Source organism: Pseudomonas sp. 8209, assembly GCF_028682105.1.
Taxonomy (GTDB): Bacteria; Pseudomonadota; Gammaproteobacteria; order Pseudomonadales; family Pseudomonadaceae; genus Aquipseudomonas; species Aquipseudomonas palmensis.
In genome coordinates this window covers 88555-113021 of sequence record NZ_JANIAH010000014.1, presented here as the reverse complement: position 1 = coordinate 113021, position 24467 = coordinate 88555, and the positions used below count along the sequence as shown (strand labels likewise).

24 protein-coding genes are annotated in these 24467 nt (G+C 65.7%); 18 read left to right on the top strand and 6 right to left on the bottom strand.

Annotation, left to right across the window (positions count from 1 at the left end; genetic code table 11):
- Positions 1-128: 128 nt before the first annotated feature.
- The 6 genes from NP552_RS25030 to NP552_RS25005 all read right to left on the bottom strand — a co-directional run bounded on the left by NP552_RS25030 (position 129) and on the right by NP552_RS25005 (position 7223).
- Entirely contained in the window at positions 129-1409 is a 1281-nt protein-coding gene (locus NP552_RS25030) for an OprD family porin (protein ID WP_054916110.1), read from the bottom strand.
- Positions 1410-1441: 32 nt separating this feature from the next.
- Complete coding sequence (locus NP552_RS25025) at positions 1442-2578, bottom strand: ABC transporter substrate-binding protein (RefSeq protein ID WP_043861069.1); 1137 nt, start codon at positions 2576-2578, stop codon at positions 1442-1444.
- A 48-nt stretch (positions 2579-2626) separates the two neighbouring features.
- Positions 2627-3394 carry an ABC transporter ATP-binding protein gene (locus tag NP552_RS25020; RefSeq protein WP_274097268.1) on the bottom strand — a complete coding sequence of 256 codons (768 nt, stop codon included), beginning with the start codon at positions 3392-3394 and terminating at the stop codon, positions 2627-2629.
- On the bottom strand, positions 3391-5157 hold the full coding sequence (locus NP552_RS25015; protein ID WP_253087090.1) for a branched-chain amino acid ABC transporter ATP-binding protein/permease: 1767 nt from the start codon (positions 5155-5157) through the stop codon (positions 3391-3393). Before NP552_RS25015 ends, NP552_RS25020 begins: the two co-directional genes overlap by 4 nt.
- Positions 5157-6194 carry a branched-chain amino acid ABC transporter permease gene (locus NP552_RS25010; RefSeq protein ID WP_043861071.1) on the bottom strand — a complete coding sequence of 346 codons (1038 nt, stop codon included), beginning with the start codon at positions 6192-6194 and terminating at the stop codon, positions 5157-5159. The genes NP552_RS25015 and NP552_RS25010 overlap by 1 nt, the downstream gene beginning before the upstream one ends.
- Positions 6195-6641: 447 nt before the next feature.
- The gene (locus NP552_RS25005; RefSeq protein ID WP_043861072.1) at positions 6642-7223 is read right to left on the bottom strand and encodes a TetR/AcrR family transcriptional regulator; all 582 of its coding nucleotides are present in this window, start codon (positions 7221-7223) and stop codon (positions 6642-6644) included.
- 294 nt (positions 7224-7517) lie between these two features.
- Here NP552_RS25005 and NP552_RS25000 point away from each other — a divergent pair, with 294 nt between their 5' ends.
- From NP552_RS25000 to NP552_RS24915, 18 genes are all read left to right on the top strand, one after another.
- Positions 7518-8333, top strand: a complete 816-nt coding sequence (locus NP552_RS25000; RefSeq protein WP_274097267.1) for an alpha/beta fold hydrolase — start codon at positions 7518-7520, stop codon at positions 8331-8333.
- Between the two features lie 6 nt (positions 8334-8339).
- A complete protein-coding gene (locus tag NP552_RS24995) occupies positions 8340-8636 on the top strand; it encodes an extradiol ring-cleavage dioxygenase (RefSeq protein ID WP_043861074.1) in 297 nt (98 codons plus the stop codon).
- 4 nt (positions 8637-8640) lie between these two features.
- On the top strand, positions 8641-9492 hold the full coding sequence (locus tag NP552_RS24990) for a protocatechuate 3,4-dioxygenase (RefSeq protein WP_054916106.1): 852 nt from the start codon (positions 8641-8643) through the stop codon (positions 9490-9492).
- Positions 9489-9842 (top strand): non-heme iron oxygenase ferredoxin subunit, encoded by a 354-nt coding sequence (locus NP552_RS24985; protein ID WP_058541175.1) that lies wholly within the window; start codon positions 9489-9491, stop codon positions 9840-9842. The genes NP552_RS24990 and NP552_RS24985 overlap by 4 nt, the downstream gene beginning before the upstream one ends.
- A 38-nt stretch (positions 9843-9880) precedes the next feature.
- Positions 9881-11230 (top strand): SRPBCC family protein, encoded by a 1350-nt coding sequence (locus NP552_RS24980; protein WP_043861077.1) that lies wholly within the window; start codon positions 9881-9883, stop codon positions 11228-11230.
- Between the two features lie 9 nt (positions 11231-11239).
- Positions 11240-11770, top strand: a complete 531-nt coding sequence (locus tag NP552_RS24975; RefSeq protein ID WP_274097266.1) for a 3-phenylpropionate/cinnamic acid dioxygenase subunit beta — start codon at positions 11240-11242, stop codon at positions 11768-11770.
- Positions 11771-11780: 10 nt separating this feature from the next.
- Positions 11781-12593, top strand: coding sequence for a 3-(cis-5,6-dihydroxycyclohexa-1,3-dien-1-yl)propanoate dehydrogenase (gene hcaB, locus NP552_RS24970; protein WP_054916105.1), 813 nt, complete (start codon positions 11781-11783; stop codon positions 12591-12593).
- Between the two features lie 31 nt (positions 12594-12624).
- The gene (locus NP552_RS24965; protein ID WP_043861080.1) at positions 12625-13596 is read left to right on the top strand and encodes an NAD(P)H-dependent flavin oxidoreductase; all 972 of its coding nucleotides are present in this window, start codon (positions 12625-12627) and stop codon (positions 13594-13596) included.
- 29 nt (positions 13597-13625) lie between these two features.
- Complete coding sequence (locus NP552_RS24960) at positions 13626-14408, top strand: 2-keto-4-pentenoate hydratase (protein WP_058541174.1); 783 nt, start codon at positions 13626-13628, stop codon at positions 14406-14408.
- A 104-nt stretch (positions 14409-14512) separates the two neighbouring features.
- On the top strand, positions 14513-16372 hold the full coding sequence (locus NP552_RS24955; protein ID WP_088515453.1) for a feruloyl-CoA synthase: 1860 nt from the start codon (positions 14513-14515) through the stop codon (positions 16370-16372).
- Positions 16369-17310 carry an acetaldehyde dehydrogenase (acetylating) gene (locus tag NP552_RS24950; protein WP_043859792.1) on the top strand — a complete coding sequence of 314 codons (942 nt, stop codon included), beginning with the start codon at positions 16369-16371 and terminating at the stop codon, positions 17308-17310. Before NP552_RS24955 ends, NP552_RS24950 begins: the two co-directional genes overlap by 4 nt.
- A gap of 10 nt (positions 17311-17320) precedes the next feature.
- Positions 17321-18355: a 4-hydroxy-2-oxovalerate aldolase gene (dmpG, locus tag NP552_RS24945; RefSeq protein ID WP_043859793.1), complete on the top strand. Its 1035-nt coding sequence runs from the start codon at positions 17321-17323 to the stop codon at positions 18353-18355.
- A gap of 14 nt (positions 18356-18369) precedes the next feature.
- Entirely contained in the window at positions 18370-19374 is a 1005-nt protein-coding gene (locus NP552_RS24940; RefSeq protein WP_274097265.1) for a CDP-6-deoxy-delta-3,4-glucoseen reductase, read from the top strand.
- 319 nt (positions 19375-19693) lie between these two features.
- A complete protein-coding gene (locus tag NP552_RS24935; protein ID WP_043859795.1) occupies positions 19694-20140 on the top strand; it encodes an HIT family protein in 447 nt (148 codons plus the stop codon).
- Between the two features lie 335 nt (positions 20141-20475).
- Positions 20476-21105, top strand: coding sequence for an N-acyl amino acid synthase FeeM domain-containing protein (locus NP552_RS24930; protein ID WP_229589306.1), 630 nt, complete (start codon positions 20476-20478; stop codon positions 21103-21105).
- Between the two features lie 59 nt (positions 21106-21164).
- A complete protein-coding gene (locus NP552_RS24925) occupies positions 21165-21542 on the top strand; it encodes a nuclear transport factor 2 family protein (protein WP_274097264.1) in 378 nt (125 codons plus the stop codon).
- Between the two features lie 69 nt (positions 21543-21611).
- Entirely contained in the window at positions 21612-22274 is a 663-nt protein-coding gene (locus NP552_RS24920; RefSeq protein ID WP_043859798.1) for an iron-containing redox enzyme family protein, read from the top strand.
- A 139-nt stretch (positions 22275-22413) separates the two neighbouring features.
- Complete coding sequence (locus NP552_RS24915) at positions 22414-24246, top strand: long-chain-acyl-CoA synthetase (protein WP_043859799.1); 1833 nt, start codon at positions 22414-22416, stop codon at positions 24244-24246.
- Positions 24247-24467: the final 221 nt, after the last annotated feature.

Sequence of the window (24467 nt, the reverse complement as noted above, 5' to 3'; positions counted from 1 at the left end):
CCGCGAGCGCAGCGCGCCCGTTCGCCGGCAAGGCCGGCTCCTACAGGTACCGCGGTGATTCGACGCTGCCAACGCAAAACGCCCCGGCAAGCCGGGGCGTTTGTTCATCTACACACGATGCAAGCGCGTTACCAAAGCGCCACGGTGTAATCCACGTTCACCCGCAGCTCGTTGTCATCCCTGAACGCCGCAGTCGAGGCAAAGTCATTGCGGTACCACGCATGGCGCAACCGCAATGCAACGTTCTTGAACGTGCCGCTCTGCACCACGTACGACAACTCGATGTCCTTCTCGCTCTCGCTGCGCCCGCTGCCGCCCAGCGCATTCGGCAATTCGATGCGGCTGCCGTCCAGGTAGCGCAGCATGCCCTTGAGCCCCGGTACGCCCAGGGCGACGAAGTCGTAGTCATAGCGCACCTGCCAGGTACGCTCCTTGGGGTTGAGGAACTCGCTGCTCAATGCGCCCTCGCTCACCACCATCGGCTCGGACCCGGCGATGTACGGCATCGCCGTATCGCCGCTCAATTGCATGTAGCCCAGCCCCAGGCTGTGTGCGCCCAGGCTGTAGGTGCTCATCACGCCGAAGGTACGGTTGTCGACCTTGCCGGCCCTGGCCGGGCCGTCCTCGCCGCTGATGTGGTAACGCACATCGGTCTTCAGGCGCCCGTTCGCCACCGCACGGTTGTCGACGAAGCCAACGTAGTCCTGGCGATAGATGTCCTCCAGCTGCGCATGGTAGTACTTGAGCACCAGCTGCTCGGACCACTGATAGTCGCCGCCGCCATAGGTAAAGCTGTCCGACTCGGCTGCACCATTGAAGCGCCGGTTGGGCGCGGCGACGGTGATCTTCTGGTAGTTGGTGGAATCGCGCTGGTTCATGCGGTCCAGGCGCCCGCCGCTGAGGGTCAGGTTGTCGATGTCCTGGGACTTGAACTGCACTCCGCGAAAGGTCTGCGGCAGCAGGCGCGTGGGGCTGGCGAACAGGATCGGCGAAAACGGTGCCAGGGTGCCGGCCTGCAGTTCGGTCCTGGAGACCTTGACCTTGCCGGTCAGGCCCAGCTCCGAATAATCGTCGCGCGGGTCGCGGTCCCTGGGGTCGAACGGCAGCAGCCCGGTGCCGGTGCGCGCGGGGCTGGAGTCCAGTTTCAGGCCCAGCATGGCCTGGGCATCCAGGCCGAAGCCGACGGTGCCCGGGGTGTAGCCGGAAGTGAAGCGCAGGATGAAACCCTGGGCCCATTCGCGTGTCGCCGACTGCGCCGATTCGCCCTTGTAGTCACGGTCGAAGTAGTAGTTGCGCGCGGTCAGGGTGGCCTTGCTGTCTTCGATGAAACCCTGGGCCAGCAGTGCCGGGCTGAGCCCGCACAGGGTGCCGAGGGCGAGGGTGGTGTTGACCCGTTTCAGAGTGCTCATGGATCTGCCTTTTTTATTATTGTTGTGGGGGTTTATTCAGGGGCATGCAGCAGGACCCATTGCTGGTCCTGCACGCTCACCAGTGCACGCGCGCGCTGGTCATGGCCGAAATGGTCGGTGGCGCTGAGGTTGTACACGCCATGGGTGCCGACCACGTCGCGGGTCTGCTCCAGCTGGTCGCGCAGTTGCTGGCGAAATTGCGCGGTGCCGGGCTCGGCACCCTTGAGCGCCGCCGGGGTGGCCGCCTGCACCAGCAGCATGGCGTCGTACAGGTAGGCGCCGAACGGCGACAGGCTGTTGTCGCCGTACTTGGCCTGGTAGTCCTGCGCGTACTGGCTGGCGATGGCCTTGGAGGGGTGGCTGGCGGGCAGCTTGTCCCACACCACCACCGGGCCCACCGGCAGTATCGCACCGTTGAGCGCCTTGTCGCCGATGCGCAGGAACGCGCTGTTGGCCGCGCCGTGGGTGTGGTACACGGTGCCCTTGTAGCCCAGCCGGCGCAGCTCGGTATGCGGCAGCGCCGCCGGGGTGCCGGTGGCGCCGATCAGCACCGCGTCGGGCTTGCTGCTCATCACCTTCAGCGCCTGGCCGCTGACCGACGAGTCGGTGCGGTTGAAGCGCTCGTCGCGCACCAGCGTGATGCCTGCCGCCGGCGCCATTTCGCTGAGCACCTTGTGCCAGTCTTCGCCCCACACATCGTTGTAGCCGATGTAGGCGAGGGTCTTCACACCGTTCTGCTGCATGTGCTCGATCAGCGCCTGGGCCATCAGGGTGTTGGTCTGGGCGATGGTGAAGATCCAGCTCTGCTCGCCGCTGGCGGGGCTGAACGGTGCCAGGGCGATCTGCGCGGTCTGGCTCTCCTTGGCGATCTGCGCGACTGCTGCCGAGGTGGGCACGGTGGTCGAGCCGATCAGCAGGTCGACCTTGTGCTCGCTGACCAGCTTGCGCGCGTTCTTGGCCGCGGCGGTACTGTCGCTGGCATCGTCCAGTACCACGTATTTGACGGCCTGCCCGGCAATCTCCCTGGGCAGCAGCGCCACGGTATTGCGCTCGGGGATGCCCAGCGAGGCCCCCGGGCCGGTGGTGGAGAGAATCACGCCGACGGTCATGTCGGCCTGTGCAGCGGTCGACAGCGTGGCCAGCAACAGCAAGGGAAGAATCGGTTTCATGCAAGCTCCTGATATTGTTTTTATGGGTGTGGCAAGTGCTGCGGGGCGCTACGTGCCGGTAGCGCTGATCACCTCCGTGGTGGCGGTGGGCGCGGGTGCGCGGCCCAGGTAGCTTTCGACCACCCGGGGGTTGCAGGCCAACGCCTGGGCGTCGCCTTCAAGCACGATCTCGCCGACCTCCAGCACGTAGCCGTAGTCGGAAATCTTCAGCGCAGCACGGGCGTTCTGCTCCACCAGCAGGATCGACACGCCGCTCTGGCGCAGGGTGTCGAAGATGGTGAAGATCTCGCCGATCACCCGCGGCGCCAGGCCCAGGCTCGGTTCGTCGAGCATCAGCAGGCGCGGTTTGGCCATCAGCGCGCGGCCGATGGCGAGCATCTGGCGCTCGCCGCCCGAGAGCGTGCAGGCGGCCTGCTGGCGCCGTTCGAGCAGGCGCGGGAACAGCCCGAACACCTCGTCGAGGGTCTGCTGATGGTCGCGAAAACCGCGTCGGTGGCGGCTGAAGGCGCCCAGGCTCAGGTTGTCCTCCACGCTCATCAGGCCGAACAGCTCGCGGCTCTCGGGCACCAGCACCATGCCCTGGTCGATGCGCTGGGCCACGTCGTGGTGGCCCAGCAACGCCTGGCCGGCGTAGGTCACCTGGCCCTGGCAGGGCAGCAGGCCGATCAGCGCCGCCATCAGGGTGGTCTTGCCGGCGCCATTGGGGCCGATCAGGCTGACGATCTGGCCTTCCTCCAGGTGCAGGTCGAGGTTGCGTACCGCCTCGACCTTGCCGTGGTTGATCGACAGGTTGCGCACATCCAGCAGGCGACTCATTCGACACCTCCGAGGTAGGCGGCCAGCACCGCAGGGTTCTGCTGGATCTGCAGCGGGGTGCCGCTGGCCAGGGGCTGGCCGAATTCCATCACCACGATGTGGTCGGCCAGGCCCATCACGAACTCCATGTCGTGCTCCACCAGCAGCACGCCCAGGCCCTCGCCACGCAACTGCTCGAGCAGTTGCGCCAGCGCCTGTTTCTCGCCATGGCGCAGGCCGGCGGCGGGTTCGTCGAGCAGCAACAGCAACGGGTCGCTGCACAGCGCGCGGGCGATCTCGACGATGCGCTGCTGGCCCAGCGGCAGGCTGCCGGCCGGGGTGTGCAGGTATTCGCCCAGGCCCACCCGCTGGATCTGGCGCGTGGCCTCGGCGAGCAGGGCGGCTTCTTCCTTGCGTTCCAGGTGCAGCATCGAGCGCAGCAGCCCGGCCTTGCCCCGGGCATGGGCGCCGAGGGCGACGTTCTCCAGCACGCTCATCTCGCCCAGCAGGCGCACGTGCTGGAAGGTGCGGCTCACGCCCAGGTGGGCAATGGCGCGCGGCGACAGGCCTTCGATGCGCTGGCCGTTGAAGGTGATCTGCCCGGCATTGGGCGTCAGCACCCCCGACAGCAGGTTGAACAGGGTCGACTTGCCGGCGCCGTTGGGGCCGATCAGCGCGGTCACCTCGGCGGCATTCACCGACAGGCCCATGTTCTTGTTGGCCACCAGCCCGCCGAATTGCTTGAGCAGCCCCTGGGCCACCATCAGCGGCTTGCCGGCCGCCGGCATGCTGCGCCGGGGCAGGGCCGGCGCGTCATCCAGCACCAGGGTGCGCGGGCGGCTGGCCGGCAGCACGCTGCGCAGCACCGGCAGCAGGCCGCCGCGGGCGTACTGCAGCACCAGGATCACCAGCACGCCGAAGAAGATCATCTCGACGTTGTCGGCATGCCCGAACAGCTGCGGCAGCACGTCCTGCAGCACCTGCTTGATCAGGGTCAGCAACGCTGCGCCCAGCAGCGCGCCCCACAGGCTGGCGACGCCGCCCAGCACGATCATGAACAGGTACTCGATGCCCATCACCACCGAGAACGGCGTGGGGTTGACCACCCGCTGCAGGTGCGCGTACAGCCAGCCCGACAGGGCCGCGAGCAGGGCGGCGATGATGAACACCTGCAGGCGGCTGCGTGCGGTATCGATGCCCATCGCCTCGGCCATCCCGGCCGATTCCTTGAGGGTGCGGATGGCACGGCCCTGGCGGCTGTGCAGCAGGTTGTCGAGCAGCCACAGGCTGGCCGCCAGCAACAACCCGATCAGCACGGCGAAATCGGCCGAGCCGCTGATCTGCCAGCCCAGCAGCTCGATGTTCGGCAGGTTCTGCAGGCCGCCGAAGCCGCCCAGGCCCGGCAGGTTGCCGAACAGGTAGAACAGCGCCAGGCCCCAGGCCAGGGTGCCGATGGGCAGGTAGTGCCCGGCCAGGCGCAGGGTCAGCAGGCCCAGGCTGGTGGCCACCACCAGGGTGATCGCCAGCCCCGCCAGCAGGCCCAGCCACGGCGACAGGCCGTACTGGGTGGTGAGCACCGCGCTGGCGTAGGCGCCAATGCCCACGAATGCGGCCTGGCCGAACGAGGTCATGCCGCCGATGCCGGTCAGCAGCACCAGGCCCAGGGCCACCAGGCTGTACAGGCCGATGTAGTTGAGCAGGGTCACGTGAAACGCTGGCAGCACCAGCGGCGCCAGGCCCGCCACCAGCAGCAGGGCCAACAGAGGGATCAGTCGCAGGGCCATCAGTGTTGCTCCTCCAGATGCGGGTTTTTCAGCGACAGCCACAGCAGCACCGGGATCACCACGGTGAACACGATGACCTCCTTGTAGGCCGAGGCGCCGAAGTTGGCGAAGCTCTCCAGCACGCCGACGAAAAACGCACTGGCCGCGGCTATCGGGTAACTGGCCAGGCCGCCGAAGATCGCCGCCACAAAGCCCTTGAGGCTGATCAGAAAGCCCGAGTCGTAATACAGCGTGGTCAGCGGGCCGATCAGTACCCCGGAGATCGCGCCGATCAGCGCGGCCAGGCCGAACGCGGCCTTGCCGGCCAACTGGGTGGGGATGCCCACCAGCTGCGCGCCGGTACGGTTGAGCGCAGTGGCACGCAGCGCCTTGCCGTACAGGCTGTGGCCGAAGAAGGCATACAGCAGGCCGATCAGCAGCAGCGCGCTGCCGATCACCAGCAGGCTCTGCAGGCCCACCGGCAGCTCGCCGAGCATGAACACCGACTCGGCCAGGGCCTCGGTGCGCACGCCCTCGGCGCCGAACATCAGCAGGCTCACGCCCACCAGCGCGATATGCACCGCCACCGACACGATCAACAGCAACAGCACCGAGGTCTCGGCCACCCGCTGGTACACCAGGCGGTACAGCAACGGCCCCAGCGGCGTGACCAGGGCCAGGGTCAGCAGAATCTGCAGCAGCGCCGGCAGGCTCGCCAGGTCGAGGTTGCCCAGCACCGCCCACAACAGCAGCGGCAGGCTCAGGTAGCGCGCCAGCAGGCCCGGCAGCCGGCGCCATTGACGGCGCCGTGCGGCGTCGGTGCAGTCCAGTGCGCAGGCGGCCAGCGAGCAGCCCAGCAGCAGCCACACGGTGCCGGGCATCAGGCCCAGCTGCAGGGTGGCCAGGGTCAGGGCGCTGTAGGTGACGAAGTCGCCCTGGCACACCAGGATGGTGCGCGTCACCGAGAACACCAGCACCAGGGCCAGCGCCACCAGTGCGTAGATCGCGCCCGTGGTCAGGCCGTCCTGGGCAAGAAACGCCAGTATCGAGAAATCCATGGGCAGGCCTCAGCGAGCAGTGGGCAAGGGGGAGGTGGGGTGCCGGCCGCAGAGGGCGGTCGGCGTCGGTGCGGCGGTGCCGTACCGGGGGCGTGACGGGTCGGGCGCGCAGGGCGGGACCCGGCGAGAGCGTGCAGGCGCGTGCATAGTGAAGTACTCGTTTTCTATTCTTATTGTGGTGCGCCCCTGCCCGGGGCAGGGCAACATGCAAGGCGTTTAAATACACATGTGCATGTGTATGTATAGACTACGCGGGAAGGTGGGCGGCTTGTCAACAGGCGCCGCAGCGGCGCGCCTGCATTCGCCGATTTATTCGATTATCTATTTGAATTTATTGAATAAATATTTTTCAAGACGAGCGTGCCAATACCCGCTGGATGGCGGGTATTGGATATACAAAGATACATTTGTGTATTTGCAATGTGCCGAGCGGGTCGGCACAGGCGCTCAGGCCGGGGCGTGGCTGCACGCGGGGAGGAGGATGCCGGCCATGCGCTGGCTGCGCGCCAGGCGTTGTTGCGGGGTGTCTTCGCTGTGCAGCAGCGACAGGCTGATCTGGTAGGCGTAGATCAGGTAGGCGCGGTCCTGGGCTTCGTCGCTGGGCACGCCGGCCTGAATCAGCAGCCCCTCGATGTAGTTCAGGCGATGGCTGTCCACCTCGTCGATGGCCTGGCGCGCCTGCTTGTCGCGCCGCGCCCAGCCGCGGATGCCCAGTTCGATCGAGGCGGCGTCCTTGGCGGTCTGGCCGTGGGAAGGCAGCTCCAGCAGGCGCTGCAACTGCTGCAGCGGCGAGCTGTGGGCCGTGCGCAGGTTGAGGATCACATCCTCGGTGGCGCGTGCGCGCCAGTTGCCCAGGATGCCTTCGAGCAGTTCGCCGCGGCTTTTGAAGTGGTAGTAGAAACTGCCACGGGTGATCTTCAGTTCCTTGGCCAGGGTGTCGACGCGCACGGCGTCGACGCCGCTGGTGACAAGCACTTCCTGTGCCGCATGAATCCAATCTTCCCGCGTGAGGTTGGTGCGTGATGACATTGTGTAGGGCCTTGTCCAACAAGCTGGATAAGCGCCAGGGCAGCGCAGGGTTCGACGCTTGGCCTTGGCAGCAAACCGTCATTCTAACGCCCGCCGCAACGGCGAAGCTATTGCCGGCATTGGCCACAAGGCCAGTGCCGGGTGTCCGCATCCTGCCATACATGACAGTACATAGGTGTAGGTACGGCTGCTCATTATTTGAAAATAGTCATGTTTTTTCATTGACTCAGGTCAAAACGGTAAATAGCATGCAGATACACAACTGTATGTTAAGAATAAAAACCGGAGGCCGACATGAGCGCAACTGCAAAGACTCTGCTCGCAGCAGGGCACAACACCCACTACCACGAGGCCGGCCAGGGCGAGCCGCTGTTCCTGCTGCACGGCTCGGGCCCGGGTGTTTCGGGTTGGGCCAACTGGGCCGCCAGCGTGCCGGTGTTCGCCGACCGCTGGCGGGTGATCGTGCCGGACATCGCCGGCTTCGGTTTCACCGAGTTCAAGGATGACGCCCGGTACGACATCAAGCTGTGGGTCAGCCACCTGATCGGCATCATGGATGCCCTGGATATCCAGAAGGCCTCCTTCATCGGCAACTCGTTCGGCGGCGCCCTGGCCATCGGCCTGGCGGTGTTCGCCCCCGAGCGCGTCAACAAGCTGGTGCTGCTCGGCACCCCGGCCGGCGAGTTCGTGCAGACCCCCGGCCTGCGCGGCGCCTGGGAATACGAGCCGTCGCTGGCCAACATGCGCCAGCTGATGGAGCTGTTCCCCTACGACAAGGCGCTGATCACCGACGCCATGGTGCAGGCCCGCTACGAGGCCAGTGCCCGGCCCGGTGCCCAGGCCGCCTTGCGCAAGCTGATCCCGCAGCCCGCCGCCGAAGGCCAGACGATGGTCAAGGGCTTCCCCGCCGCCGCGCTGGCCAAGATCGTGGCGCCGACGCTGGTGGTACACGGTCGCGAAGACTGTGTGGTGCCGCCGGAGTGCGGGCTGCTGATCGCCAACAGCATTGCCGACGCCGACCTGCACCTGTTCGGGCGCTGCGGTCACTGGGTCCAGAGCGAGCAGCCACGGCGCTTTGCCGCGCTGGTTCGCGACTTTCTCGGCGAGTAGTCCGGCATGAGCAGAAACGTGATGGAGCGGGTGCTGTGGCAGCTGTGCGTGGAGCGCGCGGCCAAGCAGCGCTTTCGTGAAGACGCCGCAGGCTTCGTGCAGCGCTTTGCCCTGGCCCCCGACGAGGCGCAGATGATCCTCGACTTCGACGTGGCCGGCCTGCAGGCGGCCGGGGTCAACCCGATGCTGACCATGGGCTTCTGGCAGGAGCTTTCGCCGCAACGCAGCATGCGCGTCTACAAGCAGCGCCTGGGCTGTACCGATGAACAAGGCGCGGGGTTTTCCGCCGCGCTCAAGGGGTGAACCGATGGGCAAGATAGTGGGCGGCTTCTGGATGCCGCATGACCCGGTGATGTTCGTGGCGCCCGAAGCGCCACCGGCCGCACAACGCGATGCCGTATGGGGCGCCTATGCCCAATGCGCCGAGCGCCTGGCCGCCTTGCAGCCCACGGCGGTGATCATCGTCGGCTGCGATCACTACATCCTGTTCGGCCCCCATTGCCTGCCGCGCTACGTGATCGGCACCGGCGACGTGGACGGCCCCATCGACCGCCTGCCGGGCCTGGACCGGGGCGTGGTGCGCAACCACCAGGCGCTGGCCGAGCACATCGTCCATCACGGTGAAGGGCAGGGCGTGGACTGGACCGTGGCGCGCAGCTTCACCGTCGACCATTCGTTCTCGATCCCGCACCAGCTGGTGGTCAAGCCGGCCGAGGCCCTGCTGGGCCGTGAGCTGCCGAGCATCCCGGTGTACCTGGCGTGCGGCGTCGACCCGTACATCTCGCTGGAGCGCTCGGCCGACCTGGGCCGGCAACTGCGCGCGGCAGTCGAGGCGTTCGACGCCGACGAGCGCGTGGTGATCATCGGCAGCGGCGGCATCAGCCACTGGGTAGGCACCGTCGAGATGGGCCAGGTGGCCGAGGACTTCGACCGCGAAATCCTTGCCCACGGGGTCAACGGCGACCTGCAGGCACTGTGCGCCTACCGCGACGAAGACATCCTGCGTCGGGCCGGCAACGGCGCGATGGAAATCCGCAACTTCGCCTGCGCCATGGCCGCCCTGGAGCGTCCGCGCGGTGAAGTGATCGCCTATGAAGCCGTGCCCGCCTGGGTCACCGGCCTGGGCTTTGTGCAACTCAACAACGAGGAGCCGGCATGAGCCGCATACTGCTTTGCCAGCGTGACGAGCTGGCGCCGGGCGAACTGAAGAAGGTCGCCAACGGCGATGGCGATGCCCTGTGCGTCTACAACCTGGGCGGCACCTTCTACGCCACCACCGACATGTGCACCCACGCCACCGCCTCGCTGGCCGAAGGCGACATGGAAGACGACCTGATCACCTGCCCGGTGCACTGGGGCCAGTTCCATATCCCCAGCGGCAAGGCTGTGACCTTCCCCTGCGAACGGCACCTGCGCACCTACAAGGTCATCGTCACCGACCGCGAGGTGTATGCCGACACGGCCCTGGAAGCCGACGAGGCGCTGGCCGACGCCGACAGCCCGGTCTGACCGGGCGCCGTCCAACCGCATACCTGTGAGTCTGAACCATGGATAACAACAAGCACATACCGCTCAGAACCCTCGAAAGCACGCCCGCCCTGGGCAACCTCGACCGCCTCTGCGACATGCAGGAGGGGCGCCTGTCGGGCAAGGTGTTCTGGGACGAGGCGATCTACGAGCAGGAGCTGGAGAAGATCTTCGCGCGCTGCTGGCTGTTCGTCGCCCACGAATCCCAGTTGCCCAGGTCCGGCGACTACCTGACCACCTCGATGGGTGAAGATGAAGTGCTGGTGGTACGCCAGAAGGACGCCTCGATCAAGGTGTTCCTAAATGCCTGCCCGCACCGCGGCAACAAGGTGTGCTTTGCCGAGGCCGGCAACGCCCGCGGCTTCATCTGCAACTACCACGGCTGGTCGTTCGGCGCCGATGGCGGGCGCCTGATGGGCATGCACGAATCCAAGTGCTACGAAGAAAGCCAGTTCGACAAGTCCAGGCATGGCCTGCGCGAAGCCCGCGTGGCCAGCTACAAGGGCCTGGTGTTCGCCACGTTTGCCAGCGATGCGCCGACCCTGGAGGAGTACCTCGGGCCGATGACCTGGTACATGGACGTGATGCTCGACATGGACGAGGGCGGCAGCGAGTTCCTGGGCGGCTGCATCCGCTCCACCATCGAGTGCAACTGGAAGATCGCCGCCGAAAACTTCGTCGGCGACATCCTGCACGGCGGCTGGACCCACGACTCGGCGGCCAAGGCCATGCTCGGCGGCCCGGTGGCCAATGTCGGCGAACTGCCCGAATCCTACTCGGTGAACTGGAACGGCCACGGCTACGAGTTCGCCACCGACGTGGTCGGCAACGCCGCCACCCTGGGCGAAAAGGACATCAACAAGTACCTGCATGTGCTGCGCCCCAAGGTCGCCGAGCGCCTGGGCGAGTTCCGCTCGAAGCTGATCGGCGCGATCTCCTCGTTCACCGTGTTCCCCAACTTCTCGTTCCTGCCGGGGCAGAACACCGTGCGCATCTGGCAGCCGCGTGGCCCGCACAAGATCGAGCTGTTCACCTGGGTCATCGTCAACAAGAACGCCCCGCAGGACATCAAGGACAAATGGCGCCGTGGCGCGATGATGACCTTCTCGCCCACCGGCGTGTTCGAGATGGACGACGGCGAGAACTGGGAGTACTGCACCAAGACCAGCCGGGGCGTGGTCACGCGCTACCAGGACTTGTACGTGGGCCTGGGCATGCACACCCGCCTGGACGACAGCGAACTGCCGGGCAACGTGTTCAAGGGCCAGCTCAACGAATGCAACGCGCGGGCGTTCTACCAGCGCTGGAAAGACCTGCTGCAGGCACCGACCTGGGCCGACGTACCAGACCGCAACGGCACGCTGCGCTGAGGGGGCGAGATGACACACCAACTGCAGGACACCCCGGTGTCCATCGACGAGGCCCGCCGGGTCGAACAGTTTCTGCTGCGCGAGGCGCGCCTGCTCGACAACGAGTGCTGGGACCAATGGCTGCTGAGCCTGAGCGAAGCCATCCACTACTGGATGCCCGGCATCGAGAACCGTCGCCGCGAAGACAAGTCCGGGCCCTACCGCCTGGAGCACATGGCCTTCTTCGATGACGGCCTGCGCGAGCTCAAGCGCCGCGTGGCGCGCTTCAAGCAGCCCTCGGCCTGGGCCGAGAACCCGCCCACGCGCAACGTGCACCTGGTCAGCAACATCGAGGTGTACGCCGGCGCCGAGCCGGGCGAGTACCTGGCGTATTCGTGCTTCGTCAACGTGCGCAGCCGCGGCCTGGACGAACACGCCCAGCTGGCCGGGCGGCGCGAGGACGTGCTGCGCCTGGAGGCCGAGGGCCTCAAGCTGCTCAAGCGCAAGATTCTGATCCCCAACGCGATGTTGCTGTGCAAGAACATCAACACGTTCCTATGAGGGCCTGCACATGGCTTGGTTGAAAGGGCAGGTGGCACTGGTCACCGGCGGTACCGGCGGCATCGGCAGCGCCATCGTGCGCCGCTACGTGGCCGAAGGCGCCAGGGTCGCGGTAATGGGCCGCGACGCGGCGCAACTGGCGGCGCTGGCTGCCGAGCTGGGCGATGCGGTGATCACCGTGCAGGGCGACGTGGCGCGCTATCAGGATAACCAGCGCGCCGTGGCCGCCACCCTGGAGGCGTTCGGCAGGCTCGACACCTTCGTCGGCAACGCCGCGGTGTTCGACTATTTCACCCGCCTGGACCGCATCGCCCCGCAGGATTTCGAGGGTGCGTTCCAGAAACTCTTCGCCACCAACGTGCAGGGCTACCTGCTCGGCGCGCAGGCGTCGATCGAGGCGCTGCGCCAAACCCGTGGCAGCATGATCTTTACCTTGTCCAACAGTGCCTTTTATGCCGGCGGTGGTGGCATTCTGTACGTCACCGCCAAGCATGCGCTGGTGGGCATGATCCGCCAGCTGGCCTACGAGCTGGCGCCGGACATCCGGGTCAACGGCGTGGCGCCGGGGGCGACCAACACGCCGATGAAAAGCCTGGATGGCCTGAACAGCCGCAGCGTACCGCTCAACCAGATCCCCGGGTTCGAGGCCGGTGCCGCGCAGGCTGTGCCCCTGCAACGGATTGCCGAGCCCGAGGACCACACCGGGCACTACGTGCTGCTGGCCTCGCGCGAGAATGCCGGGTTGACCACCGCCAACATCATCCACAGCGATGGCGGCTGGGAGATTCGCAGCGCCGGCCCCACGCGGTCGCGCAAGGCCTGAGCCTTGATAACCAGAACAAGAGAGATGCGTGATGACAACAACAAGCCTGAGTGCACCGCAACAGCAACTCCTGAACCTGTTCGCCGGGCTCGACCTGCCGGTGCTGGCCGCGCCGATGTTCCTGGTGTCGGGCCCGCGCCTGCTCGCCGCCAGCTGCCAGGCCGGCATCGTCGGCAGCCTGCCGGCACCCAATGCGCGCACCGTCGAGCAACTGCAGCAATGGCTGGAACAGATCGTCGGCGAGCGTGACGCCGCGCAGCAGCGTGGCGAACAGTGGGCGCCGTGGATGCTCAACATGATCGTGCACAGCACCTACGACCGCTTCGAGGCCGAGCTTGAACTGGTGCGCCGTTACCAGCCGCCGATCGTTTCCACCGCCCTGGGCAGCCCCAAGCGCGTGCTCGACACCGTGCACGCCTATGGCGGGGTGGTGATCGCCGACGTGATCAGCCCGGCCCTGGCACGCAAGGCCGTGGCCGCCGGCGTCGATGGCCTGGTGCTGGTGTGCAACGGCGCCGGCGGGCATACAGGCAACTACAACCCGTTTGCCTTCGTCGCCGAAGTGCGCGAGTTCTGGGACGGCCCGCTGGGCCTGGCCGGGGCGATCTCCAACGGGCGCGACATCCATGCCGCGCAGGTGCTGGGCTGCGACTTCTCGCTGGTGGGCACGCGCCTGATCGCCACCCACGAAAGCCTGGTCGAGGACGCCTACCGCGACATGCTGGTGGAGTGCTCGCTGGACCAGGTGACCACCACCAAGGCGGTCAGCGGTGTGCTGGCCAACTGGATGCAGCCGTCGCTGGACAAGGCCGGCATCGACCCGCGCAGCGAAACCCGCCCCAGCATCGACTTCTCCGGCGACATCGCCACCGCCAACAAGGCGTGGAAGCACGTGTGGTCGGCGGGGCAGGGCGTGGGCCAGATCACCCGCACCTGCAGCGTGGCCGAGCTGGTCGACGAACTGCACCAGGGCTATCGCCAGAGTCGCGCGCGCGCGTTGTAAGCCAACCGGACCCGTTCAGGAGCAACCCCATGACCCACCCCAACCTTCAGGCCGCCGCCGCAGCGCTGGCCCAGGCCCGCTCGACCCGCACCCCGTGCGGGCGCATTTCCGAGCGTTTCGACATCCAGTCGCTGCACGACGCCTACGCCGTGCAGGAACTCGCCACCCAGGCCGCGCTGGCCGCCGGCCGGCGCCTGAGCGGGCGCAAGGTCGGCCTCACCTCGCTGGCGGTGCAGCAGCAACTGGGCGTCGACCAGCCCGACTTCGGCATGCTGTTCGCCGACATGGAATGCCACGATGGCCAGGCCATCGACAGCACGCGGCTGATCCAGCCCAAGGCCGAGGGCGAGATCGCGTTCGTGCTGGGGCGCGACCTGCCCGACCCCGACACCACCCTGGGCGAGCTGCTGCGCGCGGTCGACCATGTGCTGCCGGCGCTGGAGATCGTCGACTCGGCCATCGAGGACTGGAAGATCACCCTGGTCGACACCGTGGCCGACAACGCCTCCTCGGGCCTCTACGTGCTGGGCAAGACCCCGGTCAGCCTGCACGGCCTGGACCTGGCCCTGGAAGGCATGCTGCTGGAGAAGAACGGTGCCCAGGCCGCCATCGGCGTGGGCGCCGCGTGCATGGGCAACCCGCTGGATGCCTGCCTGTGGCTGGCGCGCACCATGGCCCTGGCCGGGCGCCCGCTGCAGGCCGGTGACGTGCTGCTGTCCGGCGCGCTGGGGCCGATGGTGCCGGTGGTGGCGGGCGACAGCCTGCGCCTGCGCCTGACCCGCCTGGGCGAAGTGAGCTGTCGCTTCACCTGAGCCGTGCCGGCTTGAACCCGGCGGCCTGACCGACCGCCGGTACCTACAACAATAAAACCAGTGAGCAGCGGGCCGACGGCCTGCCGCGCTCACGAGGGCGTGCAATGTACGACTTCTTCAACGACCCCACCCAGCTGGCCCCCGCCCAGGTGCTGTACGAACCGCGTGCCGACGGCAGCTTCGTGCTCAGCTCGCCCGAGCCGCTGCAACCCTATGCGCGCTGCATCGGCCAGTGGCTGGAACACTGGGCCGAGCAGGCGCCGCAGCGTGCCTACCTGGCCGAAAGGCGCGGCGCGGGCTGGTTCAGCCTGACCTACGAGCAGGTGCGCCAGCGCGTCGGCGCCCTGGCCCAGGGCCTGCTGGAACTGGACATCGCAGCCGGCCGGCCGCTGCTGATGCTCTCGGAAAACGACCTGGACCAGGCGCTGCTGACCCTGGCGGCGATGCACGTGGGCATCCCGGTGTCGACCATCTCGGTGGCCTACTCGCGCAATACCGGCAGCGGCTGCGCCAAGCTCAAGGCGATTGTCGAGGTGCTCAAGCCGGGGCTGATATTCGTCAACGACGGCGATGCCTATGGCCGCGCCATCGCCCTGGTCGACCCGGACTGCCCGGTGGTGGCGGCGCGCAACGCCCAGGAAATCCCCGGTGCGCTGGCCCTGCCGCACCTGTACAAGGCCGAGACCCCGGCGGTGATGGCCGCCTTCGCGCGCCTGGATGGCGACACCCCGGCGCGCTACCTGATGACCTCCGGCTCCACCGGTGCGCCCAAGGCCGTGGTCAACACCCACGGCATGCTCTGCGCCAACCAGCAGGCGATTGCCCAGTGCTGGCGCTTTCTGGAGCAGGGCGAACTGATCGTGCTCGACTGGCTGCCCTGGAGCCACGTGTTCGGCGCCAACCACAACTTCAACCTGGTGCTGCGCAACGGCGGCACCCTGTACATCGACGACGGCCTGCCGGTGCCGGGGCAGATCGACCGCACGCTGGAGAACATCCGCTCGGTCAGGCCCACGCTGTTCTTCAACGTGCCGCGCGGCTACGAGATGCTGCTGCCGCACCTGGAGCGCGACCCGGCGCTGGCCCAGGCCCTGTTCGGGCGCCTGCGCATGCTGTTCTATGCCGCTGCCGCCCTGCCGCAAAGCAGCTGGAGCCGGCTGGTGGCGTGTGCCGGGAAGGTGCGCGACACGCCGCTGTTCTTTGCCACCGAATGGGGCTCCACCGAAACCTCGCCGGTGGTCACCAGCGTGCATTTTGCCGCCGACAAGGCCGGCATCATCGGCCTGCCGGTACCGGGCACCGAGCTCAAGTTCGTGCCGGCCGGCGACAAGCTGGAGATGCGCGTGCGCGGCCCCTCGGTGTTCCCGCGCTACCTGGGCGACCCGGCCAGCACCCTGGCGGCGTTCGATGAAGAGGGCTTCTACCGCATCGGCGACGCCGGGCGCCTGGTCGACCCGGCGCGCCCCGAGCTGGGCGTGCAGTTCGACGGCCGTGTGACCGAGGACTTCAAGCTCAGCAGCGGCACCTGGGTGTCGGTGGGCACGCTGCGCCCACGCCTGGTCAGCGCGCTGGCGCCGTATGCCAGCGACTGCGTGATCGGCGGGCATGACCGCGACATGATCGGCGCGCTGGTCTACCCGTCCCAGGCCCTGCGCGACCTGCTCGGCGCCGAGGGCCAGCACATGAGCGGTGCACAGCTGGCGCTGCAGCCCGAGGTGCGCCTGGCGCTGTGCGCGGGCCTGCAGGCACTGGCCCGGGAATACCCGGCCTCGTCCCAGCATGCCGTGCGCCTGGTGATCCTCGATTCGCCGCCCAGCCTCAACGACGGCGAGATCACCGACAAGGGCTACATCAACCAGCGCACCGCCTTGAGCCTGCGCGCCGAGGCCGTGCAGCGCCTGTACGCCGACAGCCTCGACCCGAGCGTCATCCTCCTCGCCGAAGTCTACGGAGAAGCCGTATGAACCCTGCAAAATTCAATGTCGCCATCATCGGCTCCGGCAACATCGGCACCGACCTGATGATCAAGCTGCTGCGCCACGGCAAGCACCTGAAAATGGCCGTGATGGTCGGCATCGACCCGGCCTCCGACGGGCTGGAACGCGCCCGCCGCCTGGGCGTTGCCACCACCCACGAAGGGGTCGAGGGCCTGGCGCGCATGCCCGAGTTCGCCGATATCGACTTCGTGTTCGATGCCACCTCGGCCGGCGCCCATGTACGCAACGACGCCTACCTGCGCGCACGCAAGCCCGGCATCCGCCTGATCGACCTGACCCCGGCAGCCATCGGCCCGTACTGCGTGCCGGTGGTGAACCTGGAGCAGAACCTGGCGCAGTTGAACGTCAACATGGTCACCTGCGGCGGCCAGGCGACCATCCCGATGGTGGCCGCGGTGTCGCGGGTGGCCAAGGTGCACTACGCCGAAATCGTCGCCTCGATTGCCAGCAAGTCCGCCGGCCCCGGCACCCGCGCCAACATCGACGAGTTCACCGAAACCACTTCCAAGGCCATCGAAGCCATCGGCGGTGCAGCCAGGGGCAAGGCGATCATCGTGATGAACCCCGCCGAGCCGCCGCTGATCATGCGCGACACCGTGTTCGTGCTCTCCGAAGCCTGCGAGCAGGCCCGCGTGCAGGCTTCCATCCACGAGATGGCCCAGGCGGTGCAGGCCTACGTGCCCGGCTACCGGCTCAAGCAGCAGGTGCAGTTCGAGGTGATCGAGCCCCAGGCGCCGCTGCTGATCCCGGGCCTGGGCCGCTTCAGCGGGCTCAAGACCTCGGTGTTTCTCGAAGTCGAAGGCGCCGCCCACTACCTGCCGGCCTACGCCGGCAATCTCGACATCATGACGTCCGCCGCGATGGCGACCGCCGAGCGCATGGCCCAGGCCATGGCGCACAACTGAGGATGCCCGCATGACGTTCAATCCCGCCAAGAAGCTCTACATCAGCGACGTGACCCTGCGCGACGGCAGCCACGCGGTGCGCCACCAGTACTCGCTGCAGAACGTGCAGGACATCGCCCGTGCGCTGGACAAGGCCAGGGTCGATTCCATCGAAGTGGCCCACGGCGATGGCCTGCAGGGCTCCAGCTTCAACTACGGGTTTGCCGCCCACACCGACCTGGAGTGGATCGAGGCCGTGGCCGACGTGATCAGTCACGCCAGGATCACCACCCTGCTGCTGCCCGGCATCGGCACGGTGCATGACCTCAAGGCCGCGTATGACGCCGGCGCCCGCGTGGTGCGCGTGGCCACCCACTGCACCGAGGCCGACGTGGCCCGCCAGCACATCGAGTATGCGCGCGCGCTGGGCATGGACACCGTGGGCTTTCTGATGATGAGCCACATGATCCCGGCCGAGCAGCTGGCCGCCCAGGCCAAGCTGATGGAAAGCTACGGCGCCACCTGCGTGTACATGGCCGACTCCGGTGGGGCGATGAACATGCAGGACGTGCGTGATCGCTTTCGCGCGTTCAAGGCCGTGCTCAAGCCCGAGACCGAAACCGGCATGCATGCCCACCACAACCTCAGCCTCGGGGTCGCCAACTCGATCACCGCGGTGGAGGAGGGGTGCGATCGCATCGATGCGAGCCTGGCCGGCATGGGCGCGGGCGCCGGCAACGCGCCCCTGGAAGTGTTCATCGCCGCCGCCGAGCGCCTGGGCTGGAACCACGGCACCGACCTCTACACGCTGATGGATGCAGCCGACGACATCGTGCGCCCGTTGCAGGACCGCCCTGTGCGGGTCGACCGCGAATCGCTGGCGCTGGGCTATGCCGGGGTCTACTCCAGCTTCCTGCGCCACGCCGAAATCGCCGCGGCGCGCTATGGCCTGAAAACCGTCGACATCCTGGTCGAGCTGGGCAAGCGGCGCATGGTCGGCGGCCAGGAGGACATGATCGTCGACGTGGCGCTGGACCTGCTGGCCGCCGCCGGACGCGCGCAGTGACGGAGGGTACGCACATGAGCTTCACCCTGCAGATCCAGCCGGTCGGCCTGAGCTGCCCGGTCAACGCCGGGCAGAGCGTGCTCGACGCTGCCCTGGCCGATGGCCTGATGCTCAAGCACAGCTGCCGCACCGGCACCTGTGGCAGTTGCAAGGGCCAGGTGCTCAGCGGCGAGGTGGACCACGCCGACAGCCCGCTGGCAGTGCTCAGCGAAGCCGAGCGGGCCCAGGGCCTGGCGCTGTTCTGCTGCGCCAGGGCACGTTCCGACCTGGTCATCGACGCGCCGGAAGTCACCGAGCTGCGCGGCATCGGCATCCAGCAGATGGGCGTGCGCGTGGCCAGCCTAGACAAGGTCAGCCACGACGTGGCGGTGCTGCGCCTGATGCTCGCGCCGGGCACCGCATTCGCCTACCTGCCGGGGCAGTACGTGCAGGTGCTGCTCAAGGACGGCAGCCGGCGCAGCTACTCGATGGCCACCGCAGCGGCGCGCGACAACCAGCTTGAGCTGCACATCCGGCACATGCCGGGCGGGGTGTTCAGCGGGCATGTGTTCAATGCGTTGCAGCCCAGGGCGATCCTGCGCATGGAGGGGCCGTTCGGTTCGTTCTACCTGCGCGACAGCCAACGGCCGATGGTATTGCTGGCCAGCGGCACCGGCTTTGCCCCGGTGCAGGCGCTGCTCGAGCAACTGCGCGAGCGCGGCGACAACCGCCGCCCGGTGTACCTGTACTGGGGCGGGCGGCGCCGTGAGGACCTCTACCGGCATGAACAGCTGCTGGCCTGGGAGGCGCAGTTGCCGTGGCTGCGCTACACCCCGGTGCTGTCCGAGCCGGGCCCGGCCTGCGACTGGCAGGGTGCCACCGGCTTCGTGCACCGCCAGGTGCTGCAGGACTTCCATAGCCTCAAGGACTTCGAGGTCTATGCCTGCGGTGCGCCGATCGTGGTCGACTCGGCGCGACGCGATTTCGTCGAGCAGCGGGGGCTGGAGTCCGCGCATTTTCATGCCGATGCGTTCGTGTAGCTCAGGCCGGGCGAGCCCACGCACAGCGGGTGGGTGATCGCGTCACCGTCCTCGGCCTTCAGGGCCCTGGCCGGTGACCCCCCCATGCAGCCCGGATACAAAAAGTTACCTTGGGAAAACCCATTCAAATCAACCCATTAGGAAATTTACGGGATTCAGATACAAAAAATTTCAAAACTCCCGTGTACAGCTGAGGAAGGCCAGGGGTAATTTCTCCTACAAGCTGCGCGGTCAACTCTGCAATGGAATGCAGCCTGTAGCATCCCGGATCTTCATGCCTCCACCGGGGTTGCACCTACAACAATAGAGGGAGCTATCCGTGAACTGCATTTTCTGTGCAATCGCCAAGAAAGAAGCACCGGCCGCCGTTGTCTACGAAGACGAGCAGTGCCTGGCCTTTCTCTCGATTCAGCCGATCACTCCTGGCCATGTCCTGGTCATTCCCAAGGCCCACGCAAGCGGCCTGGGTGATATCCCTCCTCAAACCTGTGGCCACATGATGCGTGTGGGTCAACGGATGGCGGCCGCCCTGCGTGAAAGCGGCCTGAGCCTCGAAGAACAGCCCTGTGAAGGCATCAACCTGCTGCTGTGCGATGGCGCAGTGGCCGGGCAGACCGTAGGTCACGCGCACCTGCATGTGCTGGCCCGCTTTGTCGGTGACGGTTTCAACCTGGGTCATGCGGACCTCCCGATCGCCACGCCACAGGTGCTGGGCGAGCGCGCCGAGCAGATCCGCCGAGCCTTGGCCTCGCTACCACCGAACTGACAGCACCTCGCTCTGGTTCAACGGCACGCCCGCCACTAGCGGGTGAGTGTCTGGCTGTGCGCAGCCCGTAAATCAACAACCTATGGCTATCTACGCAAGGAGGCGAAGCTATGTATTGTCCTGTGGAAACTTAAGTCGTGCGCTGGGCTGAGTTGAATACTACAGATCACAATAAGAAGGGATTTCTCATGCCGTCACTCGCCAGTAACAAGGCTGACTTGCCTTCGGCAAGTATGCAGTTGGTCAAGGATGATTCCGCCGGTTCGGCCATCTACAGTTTCTATGATTCAGTCCTCCAGGAGTTGTGCCAGTCTGACAAGGTAAAGGTCAGGCAGGTGGTAACGCCTGCGCAATTCATCGAACTTTCTCGTGCCCGTAGCCGGTTGTATGGGCAGCGCAAGATCTATTACAAAACGCTGTTTGGCAACTCGGTCGACAACACCGTGTGCCTGGATGAGTACGACCCGCGTTCCTATGTGTTTGCCTTTTATCATGATGGTGAAATCATCGGCACTCAGCGTATTACGCCGTTCCCTCACGAGTCGGGTGAGTTCATCAGCCATGAACAACTGGTACAGTTCTCCGGGCCCAACTACGAGCACGAGTGCGTCGAACTTTCGCGCCTGATCGTCGACAAGCATGCCCCGGTCAAGAACGTGGTCAACGGGCTGGCCATGACCGGTGCCTCGCTGGTGGCCCTGCAAGGCGGCTACAAGACGTTCATCACCTATGTGAAGCCACGGCTGGCGCCGAAGTTCGACAGCTTCGTGTTCGATCAGGACGGCATCTTCTTCCAGATCAAGGCCCGTGGCGATCATTACTACGCCCTGTACAAGGGCGATCTGATGCCGTCGGTGACGCCCTTCTTCGGCCTGCCCAGCTGCCCGGCAGACCTGAAGGACGTCGATGACCTGATTCGCCATACCTTGGCCGCCCGTCACGCGAGGCAGTCACTGGCGGGATAAGCATCACACAATAACGACAACATTGAGGTTGATCCAAGATGGAAGCCAGGAACAAAGAAGTGGTCATCGAATTTTACGAGCGCATGTTTGGTCAGCGTGAACTGGCGGTTGCCGATACCTTGATTGCCGAGGACTACGTGCAGCACAACAACGTGTTCATTCCCCCGCGCCGCGAAGGCTTCAAGACCTACTTCACGCAGTTCTTCAAGACGTTCCCCGAGTCGGGTACCAGTATCGAGCGGGTCTGCGCCGAAGGCGATTATGTCTTCCTGTATGCCAAGCACTGGGCCAAGCACAGGTTCTTCACGGTGAACTACAAGGTGATCGATATCTACCGTGTTGAAAATGGTGTGCTGATGGAACACTGGGACACTATCGAAGGCCTGGGCTTCTTTTCCAAGTTCATCTACATCATCAAGTCCGTGCTGCGCCTGTAACGCCGTATTCGCCTGACCGTATAACACGTGTCATGAACGATTTATCAACACGCCAAGGAAGAGAGTGAAATGACTGAAGTGACCGCGTTTCGCAAAGAGCTCAAAGCCATCTGTGACGCCGAATGGGAAAAGATCAAGGCCGGCCGTTTTTTCCAGATGATGAAGCGTCCCGAACTGCAGCGTGAGCTGTACATCAAGTCGATTGTCCAGGTGTACCACTACACCAAGAACAACGCGATCAACCAGGCGGTGGCGTGCTGGAACCAGGACCACAAGAAGGTCGGCCTGCTGCGTTTCGCGATGAAGCATGCGCTGGAAGAGCTGGGCCATGAAAACATGGCGTACAACGACCTGATCGCCATTGGCGTGGACCCGTCGGAGTTCGAGAAACCGATGCTGCCGGCCACCGAGGCGTTCTACGGCTACCTGGACTTCGTTTCCGTATGCCGCGGCATCATTCCGCGCCTGGGCTACAGCTTCTGGGCCGAGGACTGCTATGAGCACCTCGAACCCCTGATGGACGTGTGCAAGAACCATCTCAAGCTGACCGACCAGCAACTGACCTTCTTCGTCGCCCACGCGATCATCGACGAGAAGCACTCCGAGCAGGTCAACGCCGCCATCGACCGCTGGGTCGTGACCGACGAAGAAAAAGAGGCGGTCAAGCAAGTGGCCCGCACCACGGTCTACCTGATGGGCAAGATCCTCGAGTCGGTCGCCGACGAGTTCTGATTGATCGGCACCAGGCGTCCTCGCGCACCCCGCTGCGCGAGGACTTTTTCACATGGCGTGCACAACAATAAAAACGATTGGCTGGTCATGGCGTTTGTCGAACCGCCTGGCGGCCACGGTCAATCCACCAGGAGGTGCCATGAGTAGTAATAGCGACATGATTACCTGGGGCATGATGCTGCGCAAAATTCCCTCGATCACTCGGGCCATTCCTCGGCTCGTCAGGGGCCTCAAGGTTTCCAAACTCAAGGCCGATCAGCCCTGTGGCCTGGGCTGGGCCTTCGAACAGGCGGTGGCGCGCAACCCTCAAGGGCCGGCGCTGCTCTACAAGGACACACGCTTCAGTTACGAACAGGTCAACCAGTGGGCCAACCGTTTCGCCCACTACCTGCTGGCCCGTGGCCTGAAAAAAGGCGATGTGGTAGGCATCTTCATCGAGAACCGCCCCGAATTGCTGGTCAGCGTACTGGCCGTGAGCAAGATCGGCGGCATCTGCGCCATGCTCAACACCTCGCAGACCAACAACGTGCTGATCCACAGCCTGGGCCTGGTCAACCCGTCGGCGATCATCGTCGGCCAGGAGCTGGTGCCATCGTTCGAGGCGGTGCGCGACGAGGTGGCCATCGACAGGCAGCGCACCTTTTTCCTGGCCGACACCGACACCACGCGCGATGCCGGCACCGCCCCCGAGGGCTACGTCAACCTGACCCTTGCCAGTCAGGGGCACGCTACGGCCAATCCGGCGACTACCCAGCAGGTCTACCTCGACGACGCCTGCTTCTACATCTATACCTCCGGCACCACCGGCCTGCCCAAGGCCGGGGTGTTCAAGCATGGGCGCTGGATGAAGGTCTACGGCAGCTTCGGCATGATCGCCCTGGACATGCGCCCCGATGACATCGTCTATTGCACCTTGCCGCTGTATCACGGCACCGGCCTGTGCGTGAGCTGGGGTTCGGCATTGGCCGGTGCCTCGGGCTTCGCCATCCGCCGCAAGTTCAGCGCCAGCCAGTTCTGGGAAGACACGCGCAAATTCAAGGCCACCACCATCTGCTACGTCGGTGAACTGTGCCGCTACCTGATCGATCAGCCTGCGGCCGGCAACGATGGCGACAACCCGGTGGTGAAGATGATCGGCAACGGCCTGCGTCCGGGCGTGTGGCTCGACTTCAAGAAACGCTTCAACATCGAGCGGGTCTGCGAGTTCTACGCCGCCAGTGACGGCAACATCGGCTTTACCAACATCCTCAATTTCGAGAACACCATCGGCTTTGCCATCAACGCCTGGTCGCTGGTGGAGTACGAACACGACACCGGCGAACCGCGGCGCAACGCCGACGGATTCATGCAGAAGGTCGGCAAGGGCGGTCAGGGCCTGTTGCTGGCCAAGATCGACGACGACGCCCCGTTCGATGGCTACACCGACCCGGAGAAGAGCAAGAAGGTGGTGCTCTACGACGTGTTCGAAAAGGGCGACCGCTACTTCAACAGCGGCGACCTGATTCGCGATATCGGCTTTGGCCATGCCCAGTTCGTCGACCGCCTGGGGGATACCTTCCGCTGGAAGGGCGAGAACGTCTCCACCACCGAAGTCGAGAACATCATGGTGCAGCACCCCCACATTGCCGAAGCCGTGGCCTACGGGGTGGAAATCAAGAACACCAACGGTCGCGCCGGGATGGCCGCCATCACCCCGTCGGCGCCGCTGGAGCAGCTGGATTTCTGCGACCTGCTGCGCTTCGTCAAGAGCCAGATGCCTCACTACGCGGTGCCGATGTTCCTGCGCGTCAAGACCTGCATGGAAACCACCGGCACCTTCAAGTACCAGAAGACCAAGCTCAGAAGCGAAGCCTTCGACCCCAGCCAGACCGGCGAAGACCCGGTGTATGCCTGGCTGCCGGGCACCGAAACCTACGTGCGGGTGACCGATCAGGTGCTGCAGGACATTCATGGCGGCAAGTTCCGCTACTGAAGGGCAACCGCGCCAGCGGCGCACCGCAAGGCCTGCCTGCATGCATGCGCAAGGCTGCTCACTGGAGCGGGCGGCCTTGCGTCCCACTTTCAGCTTCACTGCCCTGCAACTTCTGCCTGCCGGATTCTGCAGCAGCCCGTCGTGACCCCCACCGCTTGATTGCGCGCCTGATGCTCTGCCCCTTGCGGTACAGGGCATTCCGGAGTACAGCTGATGGCAGG

Bases quoted from the DNA above. Each gene is read 5' to 3' on its own strand.
- hcaB (WP_054916105.1), top strand. From the start codon at position 11,781: ATGGCTTGGTTGAAAGGGCAGGTGGCACTGGTCACCGGCGGTACCGGC.
- NP552_RS24965 (WP_043861080.1), top strand. From the start codon at position 12,625: ATGACAACAACAAGCCTGAGTGCACCGCAACAGCAACTCCTGAACCTG.
- NP552_RS25025 (WP_043861069.1), bottom strand. From the start codon at position 2,578: ATGAAACCGATTCTTCCCTTGCTGTTGCTGGCCACGCTGTCGACCGCT.
- NP552_RS24940 (WP_274097265.1), top strand. From the start codon at position 18,370: ATGAGCTTCACCCTGCAGATCCAGCCGGTCGGCCTGAGCTGCCCGGTC.
- NP552_RS24980 (WP_043861077.1), top strand. From the start codon at position 9,881: ATGGATAACAACAAGCACATACCGCTCAGAACCCTCGAAAGCACGCCC.
- NP552_RS24995 (WP_043861074.1), top strand. From the start codon at position 8,340: ATGAGCAGAAACGTGATGGAGCGGGTGCTGTGGCAGCTGTGCGTGGAG.
- NP552_RS24985 (WP_058541175.1), top strand. From the start codon at position 9,489: ATGAGCCGCATACTGCTTTGCCAGCGTGACGAGCTGGCGCCGGGCGAA.
- NP552_RS24990 (WP_054916106.1), top strand. From the start codon at position 8,641: ATGGGCAAGATAGTGGGCGGCTTCTGGATGCCGCATGACCCGGTGATG.
- NP552_RS25015 (WP_253087090.1), bottom strand. From the start codon at position 5,157: ATGGCCCTGCGACTGATCCCTCTGTTGGCCCTGCTGCTGGTGGCGGGC.
- NP552_RS24920 (WP_043859798.1), top strand. From the start codon at position 21,612: ATGACTGAAGTGACCGCGTTTCGCAAAGAGCTCAAAGCCATCTGTGAC.
- NP552_RS25000 (WP_274097267.1), top strand. From the start codon at position 7,518: ATGAGCGCAACTGCAAAGACTCTGCTCGCAGCAGGGCACAACACCCAC.
- NP552_RS24915 (WP_043859799.1), top strand. From the start codon at position 22,414: ATGAGTAGTAATAGCGACATGATTACCTGGGGCATGATGCTGCGCAAA.
- NP552_RS25020 (WP_274097268.1), bottom strand. From the start codon at position 3,394: ATGAGTCGCCTGCTGGATGTGCGCAACCTGTCGATCAACCACGGCAAG.
- NP552_RS24960 (WP_058541174.1), top strand. From the start codon at position 13,626: ATGACCCACCCCAACCTTCAGGCCGCCGCCGCAGCGCTGGCCCAGGCC.
- NP552_RS25030 (WP_054916110.1), bottom strand. From the start codon at position 1,409: ATGAGCACTCTGAAACGGGTCAACACCACCCTCGCCCTCGGCACCCTG.
- NP552_RS25010 (WP_043861071.1), bottom strand. From the start codon at position 6,194: ATGGATTTCTCGATACTGGCGTTTCTTGCCCAGGACGGCCTGACCACG.
- NP552_RS24955 (WP_088515453.1), top strand. From the start codon at position 14,513: ATGTACGACTTCTTCAACGACCCCACCCAGCTGGCCCCCGCCCAGGTG.
- dmpG (WP_043859793.1), top strand. From the start codon at position 17,321: ATGACGTTCAATCCCGCCAAGAAGCTCTACATCAGCGACGTGACCCTG.
- NP552_RS24950 (WP_043859792.1), top strand. From the start codon at position 16,369: ATGAACCCTGCAAAATTCAATGTCGCCATCATCGGCTCCGGCAACATC.
- NP552_RS25005 (WP_043861072.1), bottom strand. From the start codon at position 7,223: ATGTCATCACGCACCAACCTCACGCGGGAAGATTGGATTCATGCGGCA.
- NP552_RS24975 (WP_274097266.1), top strand. From the start codon at position 11,240: ATGACACACCAACTGCAGGACACCCCGGTGTCCATCGACGAGGCCCGC.